Origin of the sequence: Blastopirellula sp. J2-11, assembly GCF_024584705.1 — a bacterium.
Classification (GTDB): Bacteria; Planctomycetota; Planctomycetia; order Pirellulales; family Pirellulaceae; genus Blastopirellula.
In genome coordinates, this window is the sequence record NZ_CP097384.1 from 1,002,287 (window position 1) to 1,021,511 (window position 19,225).

Below are 19,225 nucleotides of genomic sequence, written 5' to 3' on the forward strand. Positions count from 1 at the left end.
TTTCTTCCCACTTGGCGGGAGATTATCTTAGAAGCTATCGGTCTTGTGCCGTGCTTTCGCTTTTCCTGCCCACCCTCACCCCCGTCACCCCGAACATCTCTATGACTCGATTCCGATTTGTACCGGCGCTATTGCTGTTGGTGCTGACCGCAACAGCGGCGACTCCTGCCGCCGCCGAAGTTCGCTTGCCTGGCTTCTTTGGCGACCACATGGTGCTGCAACGTCAGATGCCGCTTCCCGTTTGGGGCTGGGCCGATGCTGATCAGTCGGTGACCGTCACGCTTGGTGAAAACAAAGCGACCACGAAGGCCGATGAACAAGGGCGCTGGAAGGTAGAACTTCCTGCGATGGAAGCAGGCGGAGGTCCGCTGCAATTGACGGTGACTGCCGGCGACAACTCGGTGACGTTGAAAGATATTCTACTGGGCGAAGTCTGGCTTTGCTCAGGGCAATCGAACATGGAATGGACCGTCGGTTCGTCGACCAACGCGGCCGCTGAGATCGCCGCCGCCAACTATCCCCATATTCGCCAGATCAAGTTCAGTCATCTCACCTCGGTCGCTCCGCAAGATGACGTGAAGGGAACCTGGCTGGTCTGTTCGCCGCAAACGGTCGCCGGTTTTACGGCGTGCGGTTATTTCATGGCGCGGACATTGAACCAAGAGCTGGACGTGCCGATTGGCCTGATCAACTCTTCCTGGGGCGGCACGCGGATCGAACCTTGGACGGCGCCGGTGGGTTTTGCTGGCGTGGAAGAACTGCAGAGTTTGTCGCAAACCGTCCAGCGACGTACGCCAGGCACGTCAGAACATACGGAGTTGACCAAACGGCACATGGCCAACGTCGAAAGGTGGCTAGCGGACGCCAAGATCAAAGCGGCGGCCGGTCAACCGGTTCCCCTAAGCCCGACGGCGCCCGATGATTTGCAGCCGCACACCGGCGCCGGTGATCCGACGGCGATTTACAACGCGATGATTCATCCCCTGATCGGTTTACCCTTCCGCGGCGCTATTTGGTACCAAGGCGAATCGAATCACGGCGAAGGGATGCTTTACGCGCACAAGATGGAAGCGCTGATCGAAGGTTGGCGCAAACTTTGGAACATGGGCGACTTCCCGTTCCTCTACGTGCAAATCGCGCCGTATCAATATGGCGAAGAAAAGCCGGAAGTCTTGGCCGAATTTTGGGAAGCCCAATCGGCGGCGCTGGCAGTTCCGAACACCGGTATGGTGGTCATCAACGACGTCGCGACGCTTAACGACATTCACCCGCCGAAGAAGCAAGAAGTAGGGCTTCGCTTGGCGAATCTCGCGCTGCGAGATACCTACGGCCGCAAAGAGATCGTCGCCGATGGCCCGACCTTCAAAGAGTTAAAGCAAGAGAAGGGCGCACTGCGCGTCGTTTTTGACAACGTCGCCGACGGACTCCAGTCGCGTGATGATCAGCCGTTGACCGGTTTTGAGATCATCGGCGTCGAGAGCGGTTGGGTGAAGGCCGACGCCAGGATCGAGGGCGATGCGGTGGTGCTCACGTCGAAAGAAATCGATCAGCCGGTCGCGATGCGATTCGCCTGGCACAAGCTGGCCGAACCGAATTTGATCAACAGCGCCGGTCTGCCGACTTCCGCGTTTCGCGCTGGCGAAGTTCCGAAGCCTGACGCGCTGCCGAAAGTTGGCGCCGCGAAGGGGTACCAGTTGATTTACGACTTGGACCTGTCGAAACTCGCCGGCAGCGTGAAGTACGATGTTGACAACAGCCGCCAGTCGATCGCTTTTGAGCGGATTGGTTATCTGTTGGAATTGCAAACCTCAAGCGGCGAGCGCCAAGCGGCGTTCGTCTCGATGGAAGCGTTCACCGACGATTTGACCAAAATCGGCGTCCCGACTTTCGCCAGCGGCGCGACCTTTCAACAGCCGGTAAAGTCGCTGACCATTTGGGTCAGCGGCGCTGATGTGACGGCCGGCGCCGATCTGGATGAGGGCAACATTGAATTCTGGCCTAACAATTACGCGACGCAAAACGCCGCGAAGGTTCCCGGTGCTTCCGACACTCTCTATGACATCGGCGACGCGAAATATGAACCGGTTGACGGGTACGGCAGCATGCAGGTGCACAACACGGCCGCCAAGCAAACGGTCTTCGCGATCAATCATTGGAACGCCGGCAGCGGCGCCGACATCGGCATCGGCAACAGCACCGGTGAACATCGCGACTGGACTTTTAGTCGCAACGCTACGCAGTACATGCACAAGCGTCTGAGGGTCTTGGTTTTGCCGACAAAGTAGTTGCAAGCGTTTGGCCGCTTTTTTGCCGCCGCGTTATTTTGACTGGTTATTTCGATCCCGCCTGATTTTTCCCGCCTAGGAGTTGCTGATGGTTACGCTAGTTTCCCGATCGCTCATCTTGTTGCTCGTCGCCGGTCTAGCCGCGCCGTTGTTTGCCGAAACGAAAACAGCCAAACGGGATCCCTATGAACCGATCGAAGATGTCGCTGGTTTGCCGCGCGTGTTGTTGCTCGGCGATTCGATCTCGATCGGTTATACGTTGCAGGTGCGTGATAATCTGAAAGGGATCGCCAACGTTCATCGCCCCCCGACCAACTGTTCTTCAACCAAGCAAGGGCTAGAGCATATCGACCAGTGGCTGGGAGACGGCAAGTGGGATGTGATTCATTTCAACTGGGGACTGCACGATTTGAAGCATGTGAAAGGGGAGAGCTCAGCAATCGCCGACATCCGCGACCCGCTCTCCCACATGCAAGTGCCGGTCGATCAATACATGGTGAACCTCGAGAAGCTGGTCACCCGACTTGAGGAAACGGGCGCAACCCTGATCTGGCGCAATACCACGCCGGTGCCGGCAGAAGGCTCCAGCGGCCGCATCCCTGGCTACGCCGCCAAGTACAACAACGCCGCGTTGTTGGTGTTGAAGAATCACCCCGACGTGATCGTCGACGACTTATGGAGCTTCGTAAAGCCAAACCAGGATATGTGGAAGACGAAAAATGGAAACGTCCACTTCAATGCGGCGGCGAATGAAGCGCTTGGCAAGCATGTGGCCGAAGTGATTCAGAAGGCGCTGCCGAAGAAGTAACAAGGCAACGTCGTGCTCCGCTGCAGGCATTTCCTGCAGCGTTCGTGCTTAAGAACAGAAAGCCCACATCGCAAGCAGATAAGCCGATTGGCGTCGCCATGCGAGGGCTTGTTTGACGTCATTGGCGGCAGTTGAATTATTTCGCGTCATGCTCCTTCAAATCGGAGCTTTCTCGGCGCTTGACAAGCGGCTCGTTGATTTCTCGGGTCATTTTTGTTCTAGCAACTGCGGCCTACTAGCGCCGCCCTGCCGGTTTCGAGGGAATTTGGAAATCGAGCTGAGTCGAATCCGCATTGATTTGGCGTTCCACCTTATATTCTGGGAAAAGACGGTGCCCGGGGAATTTCGCGTTGCCCCATGCCGCCAGTTCTTCCTGCGTCGGAGGCACGTCGTCGAGTCCGGTGATCTTTATCGTGTACCTACCGGCAAGGGGCGCTTTGCTCTGCAGCGTCTTGTAGCGTCCTTCTTGAATCACGGCGAAGCCGGTCGGGGCGTCCGTTCCCACCGAGATATCCGGCACGAACCAAACGGCTCCCTTAGGAACCGGCTTCCCTTCGTATTCGACAGTCCCTTCGATGATCACGCGGTTGTAATTATCCTTAGCCCCACAGCCGAGCAGCAATAATCCAGCGCCGCAGATCAGCATCGCCTGACACGACGAAGTAAGCGTAGTAAACAGCATATCATCCGACCTTCTACAAGTTTTACTGAGTCACGCTACCAAGGGGAGAACCGTCATCACGGACGCCTGCCTGTTGGTAAATGGAGAGATTGATATTCTCACTGATGAAGGGGACTGATCCGTCCGCGAGCAGAAAGTGACATCCACCGGGATGATCGCTGCTAAAGGTTGACTGCCAGATGGCGTGAACGTGCCAACCGGCGTCAACCAGGTCAGACTCACGGTTGATCGGGTTCTCGGTACCGGCCACATTGTTGAGATAGCCAGCGCTGCCGCTATCGGTCCGTGCTCCTTGCGCCCAACCGTGCCCTGTTGGTGGAGGACTCCACGATGTGATTTGATAGATCGTTTCTCCGACAATAAACGTGTTCGTGGTTCCGTCGACGACATCTCGGAAGCCGATCTTCGAATTCTGAAATAAGAGTCCATTGTCAAATACTCGATAGTTGACGCTGCCGCTCAGTTCGTGACGCGGCGGATCTCCGTTAACGTTGATTCCTCCCATCACGCCGAAATAATTGTTCTTCAACAAATCCCCTTCCGAACGGGGAAAACTGGGACATTGAAACGCCGGATTAGGCGTGTTCTGCGCAGACGAATTGGCGACCGTCTGATTGATATGCGAAGAAAACGGCGTCGTAAAATCAAATTGGCTATGCAGATTGCCTTGTTCGAGATATGGCAGAATGAGCACCGTCCAGGGCGCCATGGTGCCTGCGGGGTCCGAGGACGATTTAGGCGGATAGTTCGTTTCCAAGGTCAGGTTCCCAGAAGGGAAGACGCCATGGGTGTCGTGATAGTTGTGCAAGGCCAGGCCAATTTGCTTTTTGTTGTTACGACATTGAAGCCGCCGAGCCGCTTCTCTCGCCTGTTGCACCGCAGGCAGTAAAAGTGCGATCAGAACGCCGATAATGGCGATTACTACAAGTAGCTCCACCAGCGTGAAACCGTTGACAGTACGCTGACGTTTCATGTCCAAGCTCCGGACGATAAGAGGATCGATTTATAAGAATGATGAGCGATGATTGGGGGCGAGATTCAGCCAATCGCATCAAATTGGCGAACTTTCCGGATAATCTCACCTCGTTATTATACATACTCAGATGTATCGATATTTGTAAAATTTTCCAATTGCCATATACTATTGAAAAGGCTGGCTCGGCGGCCTGTCCCTTCTTTTCCCCTCTGCAGTCGGGCCGTGGCGACGCTGACGAGCCCCAAAAAGCGAGTTCAACTCTCGCAATGAATCGCCTGCGAAGCGATCATGTTAGTCGCCGACGAGCAAGACATCCGACCGCGATGCAGGATGAAGTCCAGAATCATCCGCAGCTCCATCCGCGGAGTCCGTCATTGCTTGAGACGCTCCGTTGGGATTGGTGCGTTCTCCGTGCCCCGGCGCTTTTTTCGTAGCACGGCATTCGGATCCACCATTTTGAGATGAATGCGGTTGGGTTTGCGCGAAATGGCGAACGGAAACCCTTTGACGCTGACTGCAGTATCTAGTACTGTTCGCAATGCGCGTCAAAACGAGAAGGGATGCTCGGCCCATTATGAATCGACGGATCATCGTATTGCTAGCGGTCTGCGCCTGCAGCGGTCAGGGGATCGCCGTTGCGCAGACGTACGATTGGCCGGCAGAATCTCACTATCAACCGCCTCCGGCGTCTCCATCCGACCACGTTCGCTATTTTGACGTCGCACCGGAGGATGTTCCGCCGACCGAATACGTCCCTTGGGCTCAGTCGTATCAAGCTCCATCGCCGTATCAAGAAGCCGCCTATACGCTACCGGCCGATCCGCAAACCGAATTCTTTGAAGAAGAAATGCGCTTTGTCGAAGACGAAGCGAAGCAGCCGGTGAAAAAGAAGGGGTTCGGTGGGAAGCAACGCGACCCATTGAAGACATACGCCTTCTGGGCGCCAGAGCAAAATCTGAGCCGCCAAAATGGCGACATCACGATGAGCGGTTTTCTCGCGTCGTTGACGTTGCCGATCTCGATGCAGGAAGGACGGATCTGGGCGGCGACGTTCAATTACGATCAACTGGATATCAACTCTGACGCAATCTTGCCAGACTCAGGCGTGCCGCTCCCCGATCGCTTTTATCAAATCAACTTTGGCGTCACCCACTTTCGCGAACTTGCCAACGGTTGGCAGGCCGGCGGCATGATGAGCGTCGGCACGGCGACCAACGAGCCGTTCGATGACATTAACGACATGACCCTGTCAGCGGTCGCCTTTTTAAACATCCCTTGGCACGATGGGCGCGACTCTTGGAACTTCAGCTTGTTCTATTCGCCGACCGGCCAGATTCAATTTCCGTTGCCGGGCCTCGCCTATGTTTGGCGACCGAATGAACAGTTGGAAATGAACATCGGCGTGCCGTTCTCGCTGAAGTATCGCCCGACCGAACGACGCACGTTTTCGTTCACTTACACGCCGTTGACCAACGTCAACCTGTTGGTGGAGCAAGAGCTGGGAGCGAAGGTTGTCGTCTACGGCGGTTACTCGGTCAACAACAAGATCTATCTTCTCTCAGGCCGAGCCGACAACGCAGATCGGCTTTACTTTTTTGATCAGCGCCTGACCATCGGACTGCGGCGCGAACTGTGCTGGGGCTTTTCGGCCGATCTCTCCGGCGCGTATCTGTTTGATCGCGAAATCTTTCAAGCCCAGGGCTTTTCCAGCGATCGAATGGACCAAATCGGCATCGATTCCGGCGCGCTGTTGTCGCTGTCGATTGGCTGGAGCCGATAACAGCGGCTGAGCATCGCATTTCTTCGCTGGCGCATTTTGAAGTTGTGCTCTTTGCCTGGTTGGCCGCGATAGCTCCGCTATCGGGGCGGCGCAGCCGTAGGAAGCATTGGTTCCCCCGTAAGTAGTTCGCGGCATTTCGCCATTTCAAATGGTCCAGCGACTACCGCAGTAAGTCCAACTGCGGCCCGATGCCTCCTACCGACTTCGTCGGCCCCGATAGCGGAGCTATCCGGGACACCTGGAATCCGTTCGGCCAAATAGCGCAACCTCAAAACTTGTGCAGCGGCTACGAAGACAAATTGCCTACCAGAATACGCCGCTACTGCGTCGAACCCTGTTGACTAGTAACGCGCCAGACGCTGTTTCGAAGGTTGGTTGTCGCAAGCAGGTTCGGCCAATAATTCTCCGCAGCGGCGAAAGCGGCGCGATCGATGGCGCGCAGGCGTTGTTCCAATTGCGACGTAAAGTCGGCAGGAATCGTGCGGAACTGTTCTCGCTCTTGCGACCACTCGACGACCGCTTGCAGCGATTGACCCAATTGCAAAACGCTCGAGTTCACCAACGTTTGCGGAGGAGCGACGGTAATGTCCAATCGGCTGACGACGCCGGTAGTCCGTTCGACGCACAACGACGCGACTCCTGCTATCGAATCTTCCTGGCCGATCACTAATTGTTCGCCCAAGCGAGTATCGAGCTCGGAATCGAAAAAGATGCCCCAGCCGATCAGCGAGTTGTAGCCGACGATCGGACTGGTGAGCGGTGCGAACGAGATTTCAAAGTCTTGGGCGCCGACAAATTGAATGGTGTGGGGGAGCCCGAATGTTTGTAGAAAGCCTTGCACATCGGCCCGCAATTGATCGTCGGACGGATGCAAGTAGGTCAGCTGATCGGCGCCAAAGAACGAAATCCATGACTCCACATCAAGCCCCGGAACGCGCCACGTATCGACGGCGGTTCCTGGGAGCTGATCGTGCGATCTTGTCGCCGGATCAGGAGGAATCGTTTTCCAGATTGCTTGGGCCAGTTGGATGCGTTCTTCGACAGAGAGAGCTGAAAGGCCCGAGAGATCGATTTCCGCCATGTAGGACTCCGATATCGCAAATGAGAAGCGTTACGATGGGGGGTGTCGTGCCTCAGCCGAGGCAGGCGATTACCCAGAATAGCGGCGTGGTGAAAGGGAGACATTTTCTGGATCTCCATCGGCAAATAGCCAATATCTTTCTTAGGTAACGCTAAAAATGCGACGAAAATTGGCGGCATGCACAAATCATCGCGTCGCTTTCAGGCCGGCGATGGTCGCTTGCAACTCGGCGAGCCCTTTCACGTCTGCCGGCAGCGCTTCGGCATGCAGTGCAGGCAACAGCTGATCCCAGACGACGTTCAGTTCGGCCTGCATGTCTCCCGAGTTGGCGGTGATCGCCACCACGGCGTCCAACTCCGGCATGACGATGCAAAACTGCCCATCTTTGCCGTCGCCGCGATATGCGTTGTGACGGCAGCGCCAGAACTGGAAACCGTAACCTTGGTTCCAATCGCTATCGGGATTGTCGCCGTTGGGAACCTGTTTGGAAGTCGCCTGATCGACCCATTCGGCCGGCAAGATCTGCTTGCCGTTCCACTTGCCGCGCTGCAAGTACAACTGCCCGAACTTGGCGATGTCTTCGGTGTGCAGATAAAGACCATACCCGCCGATCGAAACCTCCTGCGGGCTCTTGTCCCAAACCGGCGTTTCGATCCCCAGCGGCGTAAACAGCCGCGGCGTCAAATAATCCAAGACGGTCTCGCCGGTCACTTTTTGCACGATCGCGGACAACATGTAAGTCGCCGGCGTGTTGTATCGAAAGTGCGTGCCCGGCTTATGGGGAACGGGATGTTCAAGGAACGCTTTCGCCCAGTGAGGAGTTTCGCGCCAGTTCAGTTCGGCTTGATGACCGGCGTTCATCGTTAGCAGATCGCGCACGCGCATCGCCTGTAAATTTTCAGAGGGATCTTCCGGCGCCAGATCGGGGAAGAATTTCAAAACGTGATCGTCCACGCTCAACTTACCATCGGCGACCGCCAAGCCCACGGCGGTCGAAGTAAAGCTTTTACTGAGCGACCACAAGACATGCGGTTTGTCGGCCGCCTCTGGAGCCCAATACGCTTCGGCGACCACTTTGCCATGCCGGACCAGGATGAAGCTGTGCATCGAGTTGACCTGTTTGTCGGCCGTTGCGATGAATTTTTGGATCCCTTTCGACGAGACCCCTTCGGCCTCTGGCGTGCTGCGCGGCAACGCGGTCTTCGAAACGATCTTTTCCTGAGCGAGCGCGATGCCTGACAGGAAGAGAGAAACCAGCGTCAGCAGGAGGAGAAGCAGTCGTCGTTGCATGATGGGGCTCCGAGGGTTGCAGTGGGGAGGGGAGTTGTCGTGACGCTTGGGTCTGAGGTGATCCTCATTATCGCCTCGGATGGCGGCGATCAGCAAGCGCATGACGTTGGATGTGATATTCAAGCCAAGAAACGCCACAAGACGCTGGGTTAGCGTCTTGTGGGAAAATTTGTTTCGCGATGTGCGACTAGTAAGCTCGCGGCGTCACACGTCCTTGCACGCGTGACGGCAAACCTTGGATGCGCAGGAAGCCTTCGGCGTCGGTCTGATCGTACGAGCCGCCCCCTTCCATGGTTGCGATCCCTTCGTCGTACAGGCTGTTCTTGCTCGAGCGGCCATCGACCATGATGTTTCCCTTGTACAAGTTCAAGCTTACTTCGCCGGTGACATGCTTCATCGCCTCTTTGCCGAAGGCGAGCAACGCGTCCATCTTCGGAGCGTACCAGAAGCCGTAGTAAACCATCTCGGCGACGACCGGGGCCAACTGATCACGCAGGTGAATCAAGTCGCGATCGACGGTCAGTTGCTCCAGCACCAGCAGTGCGTCGTACAAAACCGTCATACCTGGCGATTCGTACACGCCGCGGCTCTTCATGCCGACGAAGCGGTTTTCGACCATGTCGATACGACCGACGCCGTTACGACCGCCGATCTCGTTCAGCTTCAGCACGACTTCCAGCGGCGAACATTTCTCGCCGTTGACCGTGACCGGAACCCCTTTCTCGAAGGTGATCTTCACGTTCTCGACCTGGTCGGGCGCTTCCTGCGGAGAGACGGTCATGCCGAAGTCGACCGCTTCGACGCCGTTGACCATCAGGTCTTCGAGGTTGCCGGCTTCGTAGCTGATATGCAGGCAGTTTTCGTCGGAACTGTACGGCTTGGCCATCGACGCTTTGACCGGGATGTTTTTCTCTTCGCAATACTTGATCATCGCATTGCGGCCCGGGAAGAGCGTGCGGAACTTTTCCATGCGCCAGGGAGCGATGATTTTGACCGACGGGTCAAGCGCTTCGGCCGCAAGTTGGAAACGGCACTGGTCGTTGCCTTTGCCGGTCGCGCCATGCACGTAGGCGTCGGCGCCCACTTCGCGAGCGACCTGCAGACAAATTTTCGAGATCAGCGGTCGCGCGATCGACGTGCCCAGCAGGTAAATCGACTCGTACTTGGCTTGCCACTGGGCGATGGGGAACGCGAAATCGCGGCACATCTCTTCTTGGCCATCGACGATGCGAGACGTCTTGGCGCCGCAGGTCTTCGCCTTTTCCAGAATCGCTTGGCGGTCTTCACAGGGTTGCCCCAGATCGACGTAAACCGCGTGTACTTCATAACCTTCGTCTTGCAGCCATCCCAGGATGACCGAAGTGTCCAAACCGCCCGAGTAGGCAAGTACGCAGCTAGGCATTGGCGAAAACCGTTCCAGCAGAAAGAAGGAAAGTAAGGTCCCAGCCGGGAAGACAGGCCCGCAGGGAAGGGGTTCATTGTGATCCGATTTTCGCCGGGGAACAAGGGAGCGGAAGGCTTAGAAAATGGGGACTCAGAAAATGGGGTCAGGTCCCAATTTCGCCGCGAAATTGGGACCTGACCCCATTTTCTGAGTCCCCCAAGATCGCCGCTAGGCCGGTTCGGTAGTCGGGATATTGGGGCTTCAAGCCGAGATGCTCGACCGCCAGCGCGTTCGACATCCGGCGGTTGGAGGCTGCTCGTTGTGCGGCCGGCGACTGGGGATCGGCCGCTTCGTAAACCGGATCAGGCGCGTTCAAGCTGCGCGCGATCTGGGCGTAGTACTCGGTCCGCTCAACGGGATGGCCATCACTGACGATGTAAAGTGGTTGGGGCTCGGGATGCGCGGCGGCCAGCAAAACTGTCTCCGCGGCGTCGTCCACATGAATGAGATTTAATGCGCCGGCGCCGGGGGTGGGGATCGCGATTTTGGCGGCAATCTCTTTCGCTCGTGGGATTCTTCCCGGCCCATAGATGCCGGCCAACCGCAACGAAACATGTTTGGCTTGCCAGATGGGATGGGATCGTAACAATTCTTCCGCAGCCAAACATGCTTTCCCCCCGGAACGTTGCGGATCGCATGGGGTTTGTTCATCGACGACTTGCCCAGCGGCGTCGCCAAAGACTCCGGTCGAGCTGATGTAAATCAAGCGGCCGCAATGGCTGGGCAAATGGTCAAGAACTTTGGCGAGACCCGCGACGTAGACATCTTCGATCGGCTTGCCGGCTGTGCGATCGTAACCGACCGCAAACAGCACGGTATCGACCGCAGGAAGTTCGACGAGCGAGTCCTCGTCGGTCACGTCAGCAAGGATCGGCTGCAGTCCGTCAGCGGTGAACTGGGCGGCCGTATCGGCGCTTCGCGTTACGGCAAAGACTTTGTCTCCTTGTTTTCGCCACCTTTGGGCGACACGCAAGCCGACGTAGCCGCAACCGAAAATCAGCCGACGAGAATGTCCCGTGCTCATGGAAGATCTTTCTGGGACCTGTTGGTAGTTTGCTTCAACTTGGTCGATCTTAACGGTTTGACCGGTTGTAACAAGCGACTACAAAAACACTTACGTACCGACTATTCTGAATAGTGCGGCGCACTTGAGCAAATTTCTGTAAAATTGTGTTGTACGATTTGCTTCGAATTTGCCGGAATTGTCGCCTATAATAAAAGTCCCCAACTAGAGCCCCAATCTCTCGATCGCGGAAACGTAGGATTATGACGCATCAGACGAGACAACCCCTCCCTATTCTTATCCTCCTGTGTTTGGTCTGTGGGGTTTCGCTCGGTCACGCAGAAGAAGTGATCACCGTAGCGAAACCAACCATCGCAGAACCAACCGTTGTGCAAACGGCTCACTTTGCTGAGGTTTTAGCAGGCGACGCGCCGAGCGGTCTGAATGAACTACGAGCGCTTGAAAAACGGGTGCAGGAAGTTGCCCAAAAAGTGATTCCCTGCACCGTCGGCGTTTCGGTCGGAGGAGCCCAAGGTTCCGGCGTGATCGTCACCGAGGATGGGTACGTGATGACGGCAGGCCACGTGATTGGTGAGCCAGATCGCCAAGCGGTGATCACGCTGCCCGATGGAAAGAAAGTGAAAGCGATCACGCTTGGCACTGATCGCAGCATAGACTCCGGTTTGTTGAAGATCACCACGCCGGGCAAGTACGAACATCTCAAGATGGACCATTCGGCCGAACTTCGCGAGGGTCAGTGGGTGCTGGTGACCGGACATCCCGGCGGTTACGTCAAAGATCGTCTGCCGGTGCTGCGACTCGGACGCGTGTTGGCCGCCTATGACGATGTGGTCGCGACCGATTGCGTGTTAGTGGGGGGAGATAGCGGCGGTCCGTTGTTGGATATGGATGGCGACGTGATCGGAATCAACAGTCGCATCGGCAACCGAATCACGGCCAACATGCATGTCCCGTCAGACGCTTACGCTGACAATTGGACCCGGCTATCGGATGGCGAAGTTTGGGGCAAATTGCCCGGGACGCGCCCGATGCTGGGCGTTCGCTGCGACAAAGAGAAGAAGGCGCCGATCGTTGTCGAAGTGACCCCCAATTCTCCGGCGGCGAAAGCTGGCGTCGAAGTCGGCGATCGCATCGTCCGCTTTAATGGACGCGAAACCTTATCATTTGATGATTTGAAACTGCTAGTCGATCAGACCAGCCCCGGCGATCAGGTCGATTTGATCGTCCAGCGTGGAGAGCGAACTCTGACGCTGAGCGACGTTATTATCAAAGACGCTCGCGAAGTCGGCGGTTAGACCTGGCGGCTTTTCTCTGCTTTTCTCCTGGCCAAGTTGAGGGATAAACGATGATGGCGAAACTTTCGCGCGAGCGGACAATTTGGAGCATCGCAACGTTGCTCGTGACGATCTCGGTGGTAGGGTTCGCCTATGGCCAGGAACGTCACGAAGGAATGATGGCTCGCTTCCTACAGAAGGTGAACGAGCGCAGCAACGTCCGCGTGATGGCCGCTTTTCGCGAAGTCGTCGCCGAACCTCATGATTCGACCATCGAGTTGCTGATCGACAACGAACGCGTCGCGTTGGGCGGGATCGTCGATTCGCAAGGTTGGGTCATCACCAAAGCCAGCCAAATTTTGGCGCAAGAAAATGTTGACAAGCTGATTTGTCGTCTCTCTAACGGCGATACTTTCGCCGCGACGATTGCGGCGCAAGATCGCAAGTTTGATGTAGCGCTAATCAAGATCGACGCCACCGGGCTCAATCCAATCGAAATGGTCGAAGCGGCGCCGCTGGTTGGCAGTCTCTTGGCGACGACCAGTCCCAAAGAAGAGCCGTTGGCGATCGGCGTGATGAGTTCCGCCGCTCGGCAAATTCAAAGCGAGTTCGGCGTCCTCGGCATTCGCCTGCCAGGTGTCGGAGAAGCCGTGAGCGAACCCCGCGTAATGCAGGTGTTTGACAAAAGCGCGGCGGACAAGTCGGGATTGTTGGCCGGTGACCTGATTCGTTCGGTCAATGATGTCGTGATCCAGACCGCTAGCGAATTGCAAAAGGCGATTCGCGGTTTTCAGCCCGGCGATGTAGTTCGCCTGACAATTTCGCGCGGCGATGGAAATGTCGACCTCCTTTGCACCCTGGGAGATCGCTTTACAGGCGTCGAAGGCCCCGAAGGGATGGCTCGGCACGAGTTTCAGAATCATCTCGGCGGGCCGCTCAGCTCGCGTCGGAGCGGATTTCCGACGGTCTTTCAGCACGATACGTTTTTGCGACCAGAGGATTGCGGTGGGCCGGTCGTCAATCTTGATGGCAAAGTGGTCGGGCTCAATATCGCTCGCGCCGGACGGGTCGCCAGCTATGCAATTCCGGCCAGCATTTTGTCAGAAGTCGTTCAGAGGTTAAAATCAGAGGCAGCCCCGCAAACCGTTTCGACCGGTGCGGCAGCCCTTTGATTCTGATACCTCATTCTGCCCCCCTGGGAACACGAACGTCATGACTGATGCGGAACAACTGCGCCTGAAGCTCCAAGAACTACAGGCCGAGTTGCGTGAAATCGACGAGATCGATGGAGAGACGCGTCGATTGCTGGAAGGCGCCATGGAAGAAATTCACGAGGCGCTGCGTCACGACAACACCGAAGCGCTGCAACATCCGTCGCTGGTCGACAATCTCAACCGTGCGACGCAAGACTTCGAGACTTCGCATCCTGGACTCACCCGAATCGTCGGCAATATGGTCGACATTCTGGGGAACGCTGGGATCTAGAGCGAATCAATTTTTGGATCAAACGCAGAAAAGCGACGCAGAGAGCGTCGCTTTTTTTGTTGCGCAACTGCACACGCGTCGCTTCTTCTCTTCGTAGTCCTGCGTTATTTCTCTGGTTGGCCGCGATAGCTCCGCTATCCGCGGCGGCGCAGCCGTAAGAGGCATTGGCTCCCGGTATGCAGTTCGGGGCCATTTCGCCATTTCAAACGGCGCGGCGACCACCGCTCTAGGTCCGGCCAAATAGCGCAACCTCAAAACGCGCAACTTCAATACTCGCGCTTCGAGCGACGAAGCATCGTGTCGGCTGGGCGAGCGTTCCCGTTGTTTGTTGCGGTCCGAGGATTATTTTTCACCCAGGCAGAACAGCTGCGAATCGGTGCGGATGTAGAGTTTGCCGTTCGCAGCGGCTGGCGACGCTTTGCTTCCTTCGCCAAGCGAAAACCGTCCCAGCTCTTGAAACGCATCGCCTGCGGCCAAGATCACGACTTCGCCTTCTTCACTGATGTTGATCAGGCGATCACCGCAGAGGATCGGCGAGCCTGAATAGTTGCCGCCGATACGCTGTTGCCAAACTTTTTCGCCGTCGGCGGTGCGGAGGCAAGTGACGATTCCCTTGTCGTACCAGAGGTAGGTCAAGCCATTTTTGCCAACGGCGCCCGGCACGTATGGCGCCGAACGCTCAAAGCGATAGAGCGTTTCGCCCGTTTCCGGATTGACCGCGACCACATAGTTGCCGCCGCCGCCTGATCCGCAAGATCCGTAGGCGACTCCATCAATGACAACCGGTGACGAAACGCTCCGCATCTTAAACGCCGGGTTCGCCCAAACCTGATCGCCGTTCATCGGATTATGAGCGGCCATTCCATGGGCCGAACTGCAGCAGATCAGCAGGTCACGGCCATCTTTCGTTTGATACAAGCAAGGGACCGAGTAAGCGGCGACATCCCCGTCGCGAGCAGCTTCCCAGACAATGCGACCGGTCGCACGATCGAGCGCCACGACGCGGCTTTGCGCCTCTTTGCGTCCGTTCAACTTGTTGGGATTGCCCAGCTGCATTAGCGGCAAGATCACGTACTCGTCATACAGCATCGGCGAAACGCCGAATCCATGCTGGCTGACCCAGGGGCCAAGATCGGTGGTCCATTCGAGTTTCCCGTCATGCGTCAGCGAGGCCATCGTCGTTTGCTCGCCGTCGCTCCAGGTAATGTAAACCGAATGCGCGTCAACCGCCGGCGTTGTCGAAGCAAAGGTGTTTTTCGAGTGCAACCGATAGCCGCTGGAAGCAAGGTCTCTTTTCCAGACGAGCTCGCCGCTTTTGGCGTTCAGGCAAATCGCGTAGACGAACGAGCCATCTTTTTCGCCGCTCAACAGAAACACGTTGTCGCCCCACAAAACCGGCGACGAGTTGCCAACGCCGGGGAGTGACGTCTTCCAACAGAGATCGTCCGCTTCGCTGTAAGGAAGCTTTAGATCGACGGCGGCAGCCAGGCCGCTGCCGTTAGGACCACGAAACCGTGACCAAGCTTCTTCGGCGAAGGACGGAGTGGAGCAGGCGGCCGCAAAGGACGCGAAAAGCGCAAGCGGGAGTAGGCGAAAACGATTCATCAACGGCGCTCAGGTGGGAAAGAGGGTTAGGCGGGAAACCAAGTAGGTCGCTTGGCAATGTAACCCGCAACGCCCTGTCTGGCTAGCAAAACAGGGCGATTTCAGCGCCAGAATGGAGTCAAGGCAGATGGTTAGCGCATTAAGTAACGCGGTGACCCAACGAAATGGGGAGCGCTGCGCCGCGTGCCTGAGGTTTGACTTCGGAGCTGTTGCGGTTAGAGGAATTGGGGAGCGTTACGTCTTTGATCACCATCAGCGCCGATCCCATCGATTGCGTCAGGGGGCGAAAGCGGTGTTGAACCGTATCGAACCAGGGGTTCGCATCAATCGATGTAACGGCCAACGAGCTGGTGTCGAGCGGTAAGCGGGGGGCGGTCGTGGTCGAAGCGACCAGATCGCTGGTGAGCTCCCATGGCAGATCAAAGGGAGAGCGGACCGGCGAAACGTACTTGGCGTCTTCCCAATCGAGTAGTTCGAGCGAATCGTCGTTCACCGCAAGATTCAAGTCAGGCTGCCCCTCTGTGGTCGCGACGTAGGTTTCGATACGGTCATCTTTTTCCTGGCGGAGCGAGAAGGGGATGAACGCCAGGATGAGCAGTGATGCGGCCAGCGAGAGCGCGGCGATCGGCAGCCAATCGCCAGATTGGGCGAAAATCGCCGGATTTTCCTCGGCAGGATCTTCGGCGGAGGGGGGAAGGACGGCCGACAGAGATTGGACTTGAAGGATCACGCGGTCGGCCAGAACATCGTCGCCGGACGGCTGATTCCAAGACTCTAGACCGTCGAAAAGCGTGTCATAGGCGGCGGCGAGGCGCTCGCAGCGATCGCGATCTGACGAATCGACGCGCGCCAGCAGTTGACCGACATCGGAGAGACGTCGCTCGTCGAGCAGATCTTGCAGTTGGTTTTCAAACTCGACGTATTTCATCTTCACGCCCTTCTAGTACCCCTCTTTGCGAAAGTCGAGCAATCATTTCCCTCCGTGCTCGATGTACCCAAGTTTTGATCGTTCCCAGCGGTCGTCCCAGTTGCTGGCTGATTTCGATATAGCTCAGTTCATGTTCATGAAACAATAAAAAGGCTTGTCGGTATTCCGACCGGACTTGCTGCAGGGCCAAATGAACTTCTTCCGCCAAAATTTGGGCCGGCTGCAGGTCAGGTCGATGATCGGCGACATGCTCCTCAATGGGGTGGGCTTGAGGCCGCCTTTTTCGTTTTGACAACAACGTCCGGCAGCGATTGCCGGCGATTGTCAAAATCCAAGGCTCCAGCGGACGTTCACGATCCCAGTGATGCAAACTGCGGATAACGCGCACGAACGTCTCTTGGGCCATATCTTCGGCTTCGTGGTGCTCTCCGACCATCCGGAAGCAGAGCGCATACACTTTATGTCGAAACAGGTCGATAAACTGCCGTATGGCGGAATCATCCCCCGCACGGCATTGATCGACCAACAGGCAAATGTCGGAGGTCAACGGCCAAACCTTTCCGCGGCGTTTCCGTTCAGTCAAGCTTACTTGGGGACATCGACCGGGGTTTCACGCGAATCGGTACGATTTTGAGACCGGTCGCGGCCTGTTCGTACTTCGCTGCGAGAACGCGCATCTTGAGATTATTATGGCAGGCGGAACGTAAAAAAGCCGGCGTAACGCCGGCTTTTTTCGTTTCTGGATTGGCCATGCGAGGCCGACTACCGTCGATCGAACATCTTTTTCAGCGTTTCCTGGGCCGCATCACGGCTATTGGACGCTTCGTCTTTGTCAATCTTCGGCAGTTTGCCAAACTCTTTCTTCTTGCGGCCCGAGAAGATTCCCATAAAGCCCGACTTGGTCGAAGAACTTTCTTCGTCTTCGCTGGTCGGATTCTCCATGTCTTCGTCGAAGTCTTCGACAGAGACCGTTTCGCCGATGCGGAACTGGCGACCTTCCGGATTGTCGATCCGGTCGAGCCGGTCTTCTTCGTCCGCTTCGGCCAGCCAGCCGGCGACATCGGAGTCGTTCAGGCCTGCTTCTGCGACACGCGTGGCCGCTTCTTTGACGCTGTTCACACGGGGCCGTTTAGCGGCGCCGAGCGAATGATCAATCAACACGAGGAATTCGAGCGGACCAACGCGAAGTTCGTCCCCCATTTTTAATTCAACCGTGCCGCTTATTTGTTCGTTGTTGACGAAGGTGCCATTCTTGCTGCCGAAATCTTCGATCACTAGCTTCGAGTCGGCGACGCGCAGCTCGCAATGTTTGCGACTGATCATGTCGCTTTTCGGTTTCAGGTGACATCCATCGCCGCGTCCAATGACAAAGCTATCGACCGGAATCTTAAATTCCTTGCCGGAGTTTGGTCCTCGAACAACCCTTAACATTACTTGCATCGACAATCCTTCCTTCGCATTGGTCCCGCCCCCGAGAATCTCTGAACGAAATAATTACGGGCTGAAATATGTGGGCACAAAACCGCGAATAGGATTTGGGAGACAACCCGAACGCAATCAAATCGATCGCGATCGAATGCCTGGTGGAAAAGGAATCTTCACTTGCCGGATGATAAGTAGGAATAGGCGAGTGATTAGCTACTTAGCGTACTGCTGGCGATTGCCAGAAAAAATGACCAATCTGAGGGGGTGTGATTCTAATTCTGAAAACTTCACACTCCCTTCAATCGTCTTCTTCTTTCTTAATTATCGGCAAAAGCATGGCGTTTTCGCCAGACTCATAATACTCCGCCGTAAAGTTGCGGTCAAAGGAGATTTATCTTCCGATGGGTGCAATTTCTACTTTTTCTCGGTCCATGTGACCGCAGCGAATCGCTCTCTTTCAATCTCTACGGCTTTCGCTGACTCGGCCTTGGTCAGCGGACCAACTTCAAAATTCATCGTCAGAGCGTTGCTAAGTTCCCACAGCCAAGCCTTTTGCAGCTCAGAGGGCGAAATTCGCGTGCTAGCAAGATCGGCAATGCCCGGAAGCTGAGGGGCTTTCTCGGATCGCGCCAGCAAGATGCTGCCGTGCTGCAGTACAGCGCCCCGGCCGCGGCGCTGGGCGCTGCCGCAAACCTTGTATCCATCAATGATTACGTCGACACTGCTCCGGCGCTCGAAGCAGAGAAAGGGAGCGTCGCCGCCGCTCTTTTGTGGGTTTCCGCAAATCGTGGCGGTCACGCCTAAATTTTCCAGCGTTCGAATCAAAGCGCGGTGGAACAAATCAAACAGCCCGGTCACCGAAGAACTGCGTGGATCGGCCGTCGGCACGCAGTAGCTGTAAGTCAGCTCTTGGTCGTGCAATATGGCGCCGCCGCCAGAAGCGCGACGGACACAGGCCGCGTCGCGACTTTCGAGATGCGACCAGCGATCGGCATACTTCTGAAAGTAACCGAGTGACAGCGTCGGCGCGCTCCACTCATAAAACCGGAGCGTCGGCGTCCGGCTATCGGCGGTCGACTCCAGCAAGGAGTCGTCGACCGCCATATTCCAGCTTCCGCGGTGGGAAGCGTTTTCAATC

At 56.4% G+C, this 19,225-nt stretch carries 17 protein-coding genes; 6 read left to right on the forward strand and 11 right to left on the reverse strand.

From position 1 onward, the window contains the following. Nucleotides 1-101 precede the first annotated feature (101 nt). Both M4951_RS04225 and M4951_RS04230 read left to right on the forward strand, forming a co-directional pair. Nucleotides 102-2,285 carry a sialate O-acetylesterase gene (locus M4951_RS04225; RefSeq protein WP_262025236.1) on the forward strand — a complete coding sequence of 728 codons (2,184 nt, stop codon included), beginning with the start codon at nt 102-104 and terminating at the stop codon, nt 2,283-2,285. A gap of 88 nt (nt 2,286-2,373) precedes the next feature. Continuing rightward, entirely contained in the window at nt 2,374-3,093 is a 720-nt protein-coding gene (locus tag M4951_RS04230) for an SGNH/GDSL hydrolase family protein (RefSeq protein ID WP_262025237.1), read from the forward strand. A gap of 235 nt (nt 3,094-3,328) precedes the next feature. Here M4951_RS04230 and M4951_RS04235 read toward each other — a convergent pair whose 3' ends face one another. Both M4951_RS04235 and M4951_RS04240 read right to left on the reverse strand, forming a co-directional pair. Beyond that, nucleotides 3,329-3,775: a hypothetical protein gene (locus M4951_RS04235; RefSeq protein WP_262025238.1), complete on the reverse strand. Its 447-nt coding sequence runs from the start codon at nt 3,773-3,775 to the stop codon at nt 3,329-3,331. Between the two features lie 22 nt (nt 3,776-3,797). Further along, entirely contained in the window at nt 3,798-4,748 is a 951-nt protein-coding gene (locus M4951_RS04240) for a DUF1559 domain-containing protein (protein ID WP_262025239.1), read from the reverse strand. 577 nt (nt 4,749-5,325) lie between these two features. Between M4951_RS04240 and M4951_RS04245 the strand changes: the two genes are divergently transcribed. After that, a complete protein-coding gene (locus M4951_RS04245) occupies nt 5,326-6,531 on the forward strand; it encodes a DUF6268 family outer membrane beta-barrel protein (protein WP_262025240.1) in 1,206 nt (401 codons plus the stop codon). Nucleotides 6,532-6,850: 319 nt separating this feature from the next. Here the strand turns inward: M4951_RS04245 and M4951_RS04250 are convergent, their stop codons facing one another. The 4 genes from M4951_RS04250 to M4951_RS04265 form a co-directional block, all read right to left on the reverse strand. After that, complete coding sequence (locus M4951_RS04250) at nt 6,851-7,612, reverse strand: SUKH-4 family immunity protein (protein WP_262025241.1); 762 nt, start codon at nt 7,610-7,612, stop codon at nt 6,851-6,853. A gap of 186 nt (nt 7,613-7,798) precedes the next feature. Next, nucleotides 7,799-8,902, reverse strand: coding sequence for a serine hydrolase domain-containing protein (locus M4951_RS04255; protein ID WP_262025242.1), 1,104 nt, complete (start codon nt 8,900-8,902; stop codon nt 7,799-7,801). A 187-nt stretch (nt 8,903-9,089) separates the two neighbouring features. Then, nucleotides 9,090-10,304 carry an argininosuccinate synthase gene (locus M4951_RS04260; RefSeq protein WP_262025243.1) on the reverse strand — a complete coding sequence of 405 codons (1,215 nt, stop codon included), beginning with the start codon at nt 10,302-10,304 and terminating at the stop codon, nt 9,090-9,092. Between the two features lie 145 nt (nt 10,305-10,449). Then, nucleotides 10,450-11,370, reverse strand: coding sequence for an SDR family oxidoreductase (locus M4951_RS04265; RefSeq protein WP_262025244.1), 921 nt, complete (start codon nt 11,368-11,370; stop codon nt 10,450-10,452). A 326-nt stretch (nt 11,371-11,696) separates the two neighbouring features. On the opposite strand from M4951_RS04265, the gene M4951_RS04270 reads away from it, so the two are divergent. The 3 genes from M4951_RS04270 to M4951_RS04280 are packed head-to-tail and all read left to right on the forward strand — an operon-like array spanning nt 11,697 to nt 14,129. After that, the gene (locus M4951_RS04270; protein ID WP_262025245.1) at nt 11,697-12,665 is read left to right on the forward strand and encodes a S1C family serine protease; all 969 of its coding nucleotides are present in this window, start codon (nt 11,697-11,699) and stop codon (nt 12,663-12,665) included. Nucleotides 12,666-12,715: 50 nt separating this feature from the next. Next, a complete protein-coding gene (locus M4951_RS04275; protein ID WP_262025246.1) occupies nt 12,716-13,816 on the forward strand; it encodes a PDZ domain-containing protein in 1,101 nt (366 codons plus the stop codon). Nucleotides 13,817-13,856: 40 nt separating this feature from the next. Next, a complete protein-coding gene (locus M4951_RS04280; RefSeq protein ID WP_002651316.1) occupies nt 13,857-14,129 on the forward strand; it encodes a DUF4404 family protein in 273 nt (90 codons plus the stop codon). 342 nt (nt 14,130-14,471) lie between these two features. Here the strand turns inward: M4951_RS04280 and M4951_RS04285 are convergent, their stop codons facing one another. The 5 genes from M4951_RS04285 to M4951_RS04305 form a co-directional block, all read right to left on the reverse strand. Then, on the reverse strand, nt 14,472-15,734 hold the full coding sequence (locus tag M4951_RS04285; RefSeq protein ID WP_262025247.1) for a PQQ-binding-like beta-propeller repeat protein: 1,263 nt from the start codon (nt 15,732-15,734) through the stop codon (nt 14,472-14,474). Between the two features lie 139 nt (nt 15,735-15,873). After that, the gene (locus tag M4951_RS04290; protein WP_262025248.1) at nt 15,874-16,662 is read right to left on the reverse strand and encodes a hypothetical protein; all 789 of its coding nucleotides are present in this window, start codon (nt 16,660-16,662) and stop codon (nt 15,874-15,876) included. Continuing rightward, nucleotides 16,643-17,209 (reverse strand): RNA polymerase sigma factor, encoded by a 567-nt coding sequence (locus M4951_RS04295; RefSeq protein ID WP_262025249.1) that lies wholly within the window; start codon nt 17,207-17,209, stop codon nt 16,643-16,645. Before M4951_RS04295 ends, M4951_RS04290 begins: the two co-directional genes overlap by 20 nt. Nucleotides 17,210-17,424: 215 nt before the next feature. Next, nucleotides 17,425-18,102, reverse strand: a complete 678-nt coding sequence (locus tag M4951_RS04300; protein ID WP_262025250.1) for an FHA domain-containing protein — start codon at nt 18,100-18,102, stop codon at nt 17,425-17,427. Nucleotides 18,103-18,501: 399 nt separating this feature from the next. Continuing rightward, entirely contained in the window at nt 18,502-19,191 is a 690-nt protein-coding gene (locus M4951_RS04305; RefSeq protein WP_262025251.1) for a biotin/lipoate A/B protein ligase family protein, read from the reverse strand. Nucleotides 19,192-19,225: the final 34 nt, after the last annotated feature.

What these genes read in the sequence shown, in the direction of transcription:
- M4951_RS04225 (WP_262025236.1), top strand. Translation starts at nt 102, where the DNA reads ATGACTCGATTCCGATTTGTACCGGCGCTATTGCTGTTGGTGCTGACC.
- M4951_RS04230 (WP_262025237.1), top strand. Translation starts at nt 2,374, where the DNA reads ATGGTTACGCTAGTTTCCCGATCGCTCATCTTGTTGCTCGTCGCCGGT.
- M4951_RS04235 (WP_262025238.1), bottom strand. Translation starts at nt 3,775, where the DNA reads ATGCTGTTTACTACGCTTACTTCGTCGTGTCAGGCGATGCTGATCTGC.
- M4951_RS04240 (WP_262025239.1), bottom strand. Translation starts at nt 4,748, where the DNA reads ATGAAACGTCAGCGTACTGTCAACGGTTTCACGCTGGTGGAGCTACTT.
- M4951_RS04245 (WP_262025240.1), top strand. Translation starts at nt 5,326, where the DNA reads ATGAATCGACGGATCATCGTATTGCTAGCGGTCTGCGCCTGCAGCGGT.
- M4951_RS04250 (WP_262025241.1), bottom strand. Translation starts at nt 7,612, where the DNA reads ATGGCGGAAATCGATCTCTCGGGCCTTTCAGCTCTCTCTGTCGAAGAA.
- M4951_RS04255 (WP_262025242.1), bottom strand. Translation starts at nt 8,902, where the DNA reads ATGCAACGACGACTGCTTCTCCTCCTGCTGACGCTGGTTTCTCTCTTC.
- M4951_RS04260 (WP_262025243.1), bottom strand. Translation starts at nt 10,304, where the DNA reads ATGCCTAGCTGCGTACTTGCCTACTCGGGCGGTTTGGACACTTCGGTC.
- M4951_RS04265 (WP_262025244.1), bottom strand. Translation starts at nt 11,370, where the DNA reads ATGAGCACGGGACATTCTCGTCGGCTGATTTTCGGTTGCGGCTACGTC.
- M4951_RS04275 (WP_262025246.1), top strand. Translation starts at nt 12,716, where the DNA reads ATGATGGCGAAACTTTCGCGCGAGCGGACAATTTGGAGCATCGCAACG.
- M4951_RS04280 (WP_002651316.1), top strand. Translation starts at nt 13,857, where the DNA reads ATGACTGATGCGGAACAACTGCGCCTGAAGCTCCAAGAACTACAGGCC.
- M4951_RS04285 (WP_262025247.1), bottom strand. Translation starts at nt 15,734, where the DNA reads ATGAATCGTTTTCGCCTACTCCCGCTTGCGCTTTTCGCGTCCTTTGCG.
- M4951_RS04290 (WP_262025248.1), bottom strand. Translation starts at nt 16,662, where the DNA reads ATGAAATACGTCGAGTTTGAAAACCAACTGCAAGATCTGCTCGACGAG.
- M4951_RS04300 (WP_262025250.1), bottom strand. Translation starts at nt 18,102, where the DNA reads ATGCAAGTAATGTTAAGGGTTGTTCGAGGACCAAACTCCGGCAAGGAA.
- M4951_RS04305 (WP_262025251.1), bottom strand. Translation starts at nt 19,191, where the DNA reads ATGGCGGTCGACGACTCCTTGCTGGAGTCGACCGCCGATAGCCGGACG.